At 36.4% G+C, this 7,596-nt stretch carries 8 protein-coding genes and 1 pseudogene; 3 read left to right on the top strand and 6 right to left on the bottom strand.

The annotated features are described in order from the left end of the window. A partial coding sequence (locus tag AC1DJR_RS16900; RefSeq protein ID WP_477003077.1) for a zinc-binding dehydrogenase occupies window positions 1-667 on the top strand: 667 nt, incomplete at its 5' end. Window positions 668-696: 29 nt separating this feature from the next. Further along, window positions 697-1,335 (top strand): hydrolase, encoded by a 639-nt coding sequence (locus tag AC1DJR_RS16895; protein ID WP_477003076.1) that lies wholly within the window; start codon window positions 697-699, stop codon window positions 1,333-1,335. Window positions 1,336-1,379: 44 nt separating this feature from the next. Here AC1DJR_RS16895 and AC1DJR_RS16890 read toward each other — a convergent pair whose 3' ends face one another. From AC1DJR_RS16890 to AC1DJR_RS16865, 6 genes and pseudogenes are all read right to left on the bottom strand, one after another. Further along, window positions 1,380-1,763 (bottom strand): VOC family protein, encoded by a 384-nt coding sequence (locus tag AC1DJR_RS16890; RefSeq protein WP_429688812.1) that lies wholly within the window; start codon window positions 1,761-1,763, stop codon window positions 1,380-1,382. 70 nt (window positions 1,764-1,833) lie between these two features. Continuing rightward, a pseudogene (locus AC1DJR_RS16885) lies at window positions 1,834-2,508 on the bottom strand (sugar phosphate isomerase/epimerase family protein); the annotation flags it as partial. Window positions 2,509-2,634: 126 nt separating this feature from the next. Then, window positions 2,635-3,804, bottom strand: a complete 1,170-nt coding sequence (locus tag AC1DJR_RS16880) for a DEAD/DEAH box helicase (protein WP_002012513.1) — start codon at window positions 3,802-3,804, stop codon at window positions 2,635-2,637. A gap of 19 nt (window positions 3,805-3,823) precedes the next feature. After that, window positions 3,824-4,351 (bottom strand): hypothetical protein, encoded by a 528-nt coding sequence (locus AC1DJR_RS16875; protein ID WP_002065080.1) that lies wholly within the window; start codon window positions 4,349-4,351, stop codon window positions 3,824-3,826. Window positions 4,352-4,441: 90 nt separating this feature from the next. Further along, window positions 4,442-6,130 (bottom strand): formate--tetrahydrofolate ligase, encoded by a 1,689-nt coding sequence (locus AC1DJR_RS16870; RefSeq protein ID WP_477003078.1) that lies wholly within the window; start codon window positions 6,128-6,130, stop codon window positions 4,442-4,444. Between the two features lie 93 nt (window positions 6,131-6,223). Continuing rightward, window positions 6,224-6,904, bottom strand: coding sequence for a class I SAM-dependent methyltransferase (locus AC1DJR_RS16865; RefSeq protein WP_002085991.1), 681 nt, complete (start codon window positions 6,902-6,904; stop codon window positions 6,224-6,226). Between the two features lie 359 nt (window positions 6,905-7,263). On the opposite strand from AC1DJR_RS16865, the gene AC1DJR_RS16860 reads away from it, so the two are divergent. Further along, on the top strand, window positions 7,264-7,596 hold a 333-nt coding region (locus tag AC1DJR_RS16860), incomplete at its 3' end, for a permease (RefSeq protein ID WP_477003075.1).

The raw sequence follows: 7,596 nt of genomic DNA, 5'->3' as shown, positions 1-7,596 counted from the left end.
ACCTGATGAAGTTGATTTCCAAACTGCAGCCGCTTGCCCTATCGTATCTTTTACAAGCTACAATTTACTTGCAAATGTTGCAAGACTTCAACAAGGTGAATCTGTTCTAATTCATGCAGCTGCTGGAGGAATTGGTACTACAGCGATTCAACTTGCAAAACTATTAGGGGCTAAAAAAGTTATCGGTACTGTTGGAAGTGAAGCGAAAAGAAAAATCGCTTTTGATGCAGGAGCCGATTATGTTATTTGTCATCAAGATGAAGATTTTGTAGAGAGGGTAAATCAGCTTACAAACGGAGAAGGCGTTAATATTGTTTTAGATTCTATTTCTGGTACTGTGTCCGAAAGAAGTTTAGAATGCCTTGCTTATTACGGTCGTCTCGTCCAATTCGGCAATGCTAGCGGAGAAGTTGGTATTTTTCAAACGAAAGATTTACACGCAAGTTGCCGTTCTATACTCGGTTTCAGCTTTGGCACTACACGGAAAAAACGTCCTGAATTGCTTCAAGAAACTGCGAATCAAGTTTTCCRTTATTTACGCGATGGAAGTTTACAAATTAAAGCTACGAAATCTTTTCCTCTTCAAGATGCAGGGAAAGCACATGAATGGGTCGAAAGTAGACAAAGTACAGGGAAAGTAATACTACATGTTCAGACAGCTCCCTAAAATGAATACATGAAATAGAGGTGTTATTCATGGGATCACGAATTATGCATATCATTATCGCGAGCGGTATTGCWGAGAAAYTWTCTATTCAAGATAAAACTTCTTTCTTACTTGGTGGTGTAGCTCCTGATGCTGTTCATTCAAAAAAAGAAAAAGGAACTTCACATTTTTACGCTGGTACAACGAAGAACTATACGAGAAGAATAGATTATGATTCATTTATTCATAAATACGAAGATCATCTGGATTCCCCTTATATTTTAGGTTATTATACCCACCTCATTGCCGATGATAATTGGCTAAGCGGCTTTTTTCTACCTTGGCTTAAAAACAGAATAGAAAACGACGAAACTATCGCACCTATGTACTATAACGATTTTAAATTATTGAACGCACAATTGTTGCATCATTACGATAAAGAACAGCAGCTCTTCGCCCTACTTAATCAAGAGGCTAACATTGTGAATATAGAGGAGATTTCTAGAAAGAATGTTTTAGCTTTTCGGCAATATATTTTTGAAGATATGTTGTATCCAGAGCAACATTTGCATGAAGACTTACAAGTATTTACGTTTGATCAAATCGTTGGTTATATTGAGACTGCTATTGAAAAAGGAACATTTTTTATAGAACAACTCGCTAATAAAAAATTCACTTCAAATATTTAATCCCCCTCATTATTTACAAGGGGGATTTTCACATAACAATACAATTATTTTTTCTGTTCCATTACTGCAAAGTAATTCCCTTCACTATCAGCAAAGTTAAACACTTTACCAGAAGGCATAGTTACCATTTCTCCAACAGTAACATTTTTATTTGTTAGCTCTTTATATAATTGATCAAGATTTTCTGAGAAGAACATTAAGGACGGTGTACCAAGATTTAATTCTGGGCTCATGTTCGAAATAACTTCTTTATTATGTAGTATAATACTCGTTTCTGCACCCTTAGTCGGAGCAATTTCAATCCATCTCATTCCTTGCTTGTTATCTTCCTCTGCAACTACATGAAATCCTACTTTTTCCGTCCAAAAATTTACTGCCTCATCTTGATTATTTACATACAACATAATTTGTCCAACTTTATGGATCATTTCATTTCCCCCTAATGGTTTTTATATTCTATGTAGGTTTCTACAAGTGCTATTGTTATTCCTTTTGAGTTTATATGTACCTCTTCACAAAATTTATCGACTGATTCATCCCGTCAAGTTCGTTAAAATAATCATTTCTTTCAATCATGTAATAACCGTCGAATCCGATTTCATCTAATGCCTTGAAGAATATATTGAAATCTACTTCACCGTTTCCTGCTGCGACTTCTATATACTTACTTGAACTATCGCTTTTCAATTCTTTACAATCTTTAATATGCGTTTGTACTATATAATCTTTTAATAGGAATAAACTTTCTATCGGATTTTCATTTACATCACTTATTAAATTCGCTGGGTCAAAGTTAACTGCTAGTCCTTTTGAGTTTATATTTTCTAAAAATCTTTTTAACACTATTGCTTTTTCAGATCCCGTCTCAATAGCAAAGACTCCCCCTAATTTTAATGATAAATCCCCTATCTCATAACAAGCCCTTTGCATCTTTTCATATCGCTCGCTCTTTTCAACATCTGGAATCTTTCCAATGTGAGCCGTTATTATGTTTGTTCCTAATTCTAATCCCTTATCAGCAACACGTTTCAACTGCTCTATTACACTTTCATCTTCCGCCCCTACAATTCCACTTTCTCCAAAACTAATTGCTAATGATGGGACTTTAATCCCATTAAAAGATAAGCTATCCTTTAAAGTAATCCATTCTAACTTTGAAATATTAGCTAAATTTTCCCTGTAGAATCGTTAATATTTTTAAAGTTACGATAGATGAAATTTTAATAGTCGTTAATAAAATTCCATCTATTATTCCACAAAAAAAGACGTAACTACGCATAGTTACGTCTTCCCAATTATTTATCTAGGCTTTTTCTTACCAGTAAAAGCTGGTTTCTTTTTCTTTGGTGCTGGTGGTTTCGATTCTACAAATGTTCCTTTGAACATTTCTTGTTTCGTAAACACGATACCTAATTTTTTCGCAAATTGAAGTAATTTACGCTCTTCTTGTTCTGTTACAAGAGAAACAACTGTTCCTTCTTTACCCATACGTCCAGTACGTCCTGAGCGGTGAATATATTGGTCTACTGTGTCTGGTAACTCTAAGTGGATTACGTGTGTTAAATCATCGATATCTAATCCACGTGCTGCAATATCAGTAGCAAGTAATATTTCTAATTTCCCGCTACGGAACGCGCGCATCGTTACTTCACGCTCTTGTTTGCTTGCCTCTGCATGAAGTGCTGCTGCTTTCATTTTACGGAACTTCAGTTTTTGAGTAATTTCATCTAAACGGAATGGATCATTTAAGAAGGCAACTGCTTTTACATTTCCCATATGCATAACTCTTCTAATATAATCATTTTTTTCACGACGCTCACAAACGATATACGTATGTTCAACTAGGCTCTGTGCCTCTGAACGTGTTACACGTACTAATTGTGGTTCAACTGTCAAATCACGTGCCGCATCTTCTGCAGCTTTTGTTATTGTCGCCGAGCAGAACACTAATTGACGATCGCGCATCGTTGATTTAATTACATCAAGTACAGCACCCATCATCTTTTGTTTTACAATTTGATCAAACTCATCAAATACAATCGTTTTCACTTCATGCATCTTTAATTTTTTCATGCGAATCAACTCTAAAATACGTCCTGGTGAACCGACAATAACTCTCGGATGTTTCTTTAATTTTTCAACTTGGCGCTTAATATCCGCACCACCAATTAAAGACGCACCTGAAATATCCGTTCCTGCTGTAAACTTTTGAACCTCTTCATGAATTTGCATAACAAGTTCACGAGTTGGCGCTAAAATTACAACTTGAGGTTGTTTAACTTCAGGATTAATTTTATGTAAAAGTGGTAATAAGTACGCTAATGTTTTTCCTGTTCCAGTTGGAGATTCAGCAATAACGTCTTGTCCTTCTAAAATAGTTGGAATCGCTTGTTTTTGAATTTCAGTAAATTCTTTAAAACCAGCCTTTTCCCAAGCTTGTTGTAAAAATGGTTGCATATCTTTTATCATTTGTTTTTCTCCTTTATCTCTATTTTTGAAGAAAATGTTGTATTGTTCGCACCGTTTCTATCATGTGTGAAATAACAGCTATTAAATCATCAACATGGTCTTCTGTAATCGATTTTTGAAATAGAACCTCTACCTTATTATGATATGAAATCGCTTGCTTATTATATTCGTATGAAATTTTTTGCGTAATCATTCGCTCTTTTCCCCATATAGAATGCAATAAAGTTTCAATTTCTTCGCATCCTATCTCTGGTTGCTCCATTTCGAACGAGAATTCCAGCTTCATTTCACAACCTGGTATAAACTGAGGTACTTCTAATATTTCACCTGATAAATTCTTTGCATCAACAGATAGTGAAAATGTCGCCTCTACCATCGTTTTAAATGTTTCTGTTAGTTGAAATGAAATACTATACATACGACTTAATGAAGCAAGGTCCATCACATCTTTTCGATCCGTTACGAGAATATCACCGTGTAAATCGAAATCATAGACAGCTCCTTCCACAATTACCTTTAAATTTTCAAAAGCAGTTGGATCAAACATAATTTCCTCCAAAAAACAGGCGCCTTTCGATGGAAAGGCGCCACTTGATGTATATATAGTTTACAGATAAACGAGATGAATTACAACCTTTTAGAATAAACCTACTGCTTTTCCATCTTCATTTACATCCATTTGCAGCGCAGCTGGCTGTTTTGGAAGGCCTGGCATTGTTAACATTGTTCCTGTTAACGCAACGATAAACCCTGCACCGATAGATGGTTTTAATTCACGAATTGTAACGATAAAGTCAGATGGGCGACCTAATTTTGTTGCATCATCTGAAAGAGAGTATTGTGTTTTCGCCATACAAATCGGTAGGTTACTCCAACCTTCTCCCTCATATTGAGCTAATTGCTTACGTGCTTTCGGAGCAAATTCAATATCTTTTGYGCCGTACACTTTTTGAGCAATTGTACGAATTTTTTCTTCTAATGGTAATTCTAATTCATAAAGTGGTGCGTAGTTGTTTTCACCTTTTTCAATTTCTTTTAACACTTTCTCAGCAAGGTCAACTCCGCCTTGGCCACCTTTCTCCCAAACTTCTGTTAAGGATACTGCATAGCCACGCTCATTGCACCATTCTTGTAAGTATGCAACTTCTGCATCTGTATCAGTAATGAATTTGTTAATGGCAATTACGAAAGGAACACCGAAGCTTTGAATTGTTTCAACATGCTTCTGTAAGTTCTCCATACCTTTTGCTAACGCATCTACATTTTCTTCTTTTAATTGATCTCTCGCCACACCACCGTGCATTTTAAGCGCACGAATAGTCGCAACAATAACTACCGCTTCTGGTTTAATACCAGCTGCACGTGCTTTAATATCTAAAAACTTCTCGGCACCTAAATCTGCACCGAATCCAGCTTCTGTAATAACATAATCACCTAATTTTGCTGCCATTGTCGTAGCGATAACACTGTTACAACCGTGAGCGATATTCGCAAATGGTCCGCCATGAATGATAGCTGGTGTATTTTCTAATGTTTGTACTAAGTTCGGTTTTAATGCATCTTTTAATAGAAGTGTTAACGCTCCTTCTACTCCTAAATCTTTAACTGTTACAGGTTGATTTGAAAAATTATAAGCGACAACAATGCGAGATAGACGTGATTTTAAATCTTGAATATCTGTTGCAAGGCAGAATACGGCCATAATTTCAGATGCTACTGTAATATCAAAACCATCTTCACGTGGTACACCTTGAACCGGTCCACCAAGGCCAATTACTACATTACGAAGGGCACGATCATTTAAGTCAACACAGCGTTTCCAAACGATTTTACGCGTATCAATTCCAAGTGTGTTTCCTTGTTGGATATGATTATCAATGAACGCCGCTAATGCGTTATTGGCAGTTGTAATCGCATGAATATCTCCAGTAAAGTGAAGGTTAATATCTTCCATTGGTACTACTTGAGAATAACCACCACCTGCTGCTCCGCCTTTTAATCCCATTGTTGGTCCAAGAGATGGTTCGCGAAGTGCAATTACTGTTTTCTTACCAATTTTATTAAAAGCTTGACCTAAACCAACTGTTACTGTTGATTTACCTTCTCCTGCTGGAGTTGGGTTAATCGCTGTTACTAAAACAACTTTACCGTCTTTCTCATCTTGTAAACGCTTAAAAATATCAAGAGATAACTTGCCTTTATAATGTCCGTATGGCTCTAGTTCTTCTTCTAAAATATTTAAATTAGCTGCAATTTCTTGAATCTTCTTCATACTTGCTTCTTGTGCGATTTCAATATCAGATTTAACTGTTGTAGTAGTTGTCATATACCCTAGTCCCCCTTTAATTGATTCTGATGATATTGTATCAGTTTTTTGTATTTTCTGCACTTATTTACCTCCTAAAACCCTTCAATTTTGTTATACGTTTTTTAACATAAATACCCATAAAAATGTTAACGCTTGTTGTAACTCTGTAGGTAGCTGACCTAACATCTTCTCATTTACTCCGCGCTTATATACGCCGGTACCATCTACAACTTCAAATCCTTGTTCTTTTGCTAACTGTTCAAATTCCCAAGGCATCATCGTATTGCAAACAACGTCTTTGCCATATAGGCGCGGATAACTGTTCTCTCTCGGTTTTGCTGTCGGTCCTAAAATTGCAATACATGCGTATCCATCTTTCTTTAAAACACGCTTTATTTCATTTAATGCTCGCAACGGCTCCTCGGTCCATTCTAAAGAATTAATTGCCATAATTGCTTCAAATTTCTCATTTTCAAATGGTAATGAAGAAAGATCACCTTTTATAAAAGATAAGTTTGGGTCTTCTCCGCGCTCCTTACCCTTTTGAATCATAACTTCCGATAAGTCCACCCCAACCGCTTTGTAGCCAGTAAGACTTAATTTATATGTACCATACCCATCACCACAGCCAACATCTAACACTTGTACTTCCTTTTCCACGTACTGCTCAAAAAATGGAATGATTGTACTCCTGCTCCCGCTATCCCACATTTCTTGACTATTTTGATTCCAAAACTCTGCATTGTTATCCCATTTTTTCTCTGCCGATTCATGCCAATTAAACTTCGCCATACATTCCCCTACCTTCACGTATTATCATTCATTTCATTCTACATCATGTTCCAAAATCCCTGTTTATCTTCATAAGGAGATAAAGTGAAACTTTAATCAGTGGGAGTGTTTGTTCTTCCCCCACTGATTATTATTTGAACCAATCGGGCTTTTACTGGCAGCCCGACTCCCATCTAACTTCTTTGCTCCAGCCGAATTTTGAGGTGGGGGTCTTACTGCACGGCAAATAGCGGGATAAACAGGATAACAACGGAATCTATTTTCTCCAATTTTTGCTTTACTTGGGTTTAACTCATACTCATGTTCTGCTCCTTATGAAAGATACTATAGATACACCCAATTGAAAGAGAGGGATGTACATGCGAAGAAAGAGAAATCATCATTTTAAAAGTGGTGAAAAAAACGAAGAGTATGCAGCTGAAATATCTCCGGCTGGTATTCCGATTAGACATGAGCGCAAAGAAATTGCAAATGAAATAGAAGGTACAAATACCGGTGCAATGATCGGCTATGTCGCATTATTTCTTTCGTTATTCTCCATTGCTTTTTATCCTGTTACACTCGGCTCCCTTGCTATTTTAGTTGGCTTATTAGCTGTCAATTTTGGAGCGAGAACACTTGGATATACCGCAATTGGTTTTGGAAGTTTTTCTGTTTTATTCACTTTACTATATCCGCTTGCTTTRTCAGCG

It is taken from the genome of Bacillus sp. 05T31, assembly GCF_056396725.1.
This window is presented reverse-complemented; position numbering and strand designations above follow the sequence as displayed.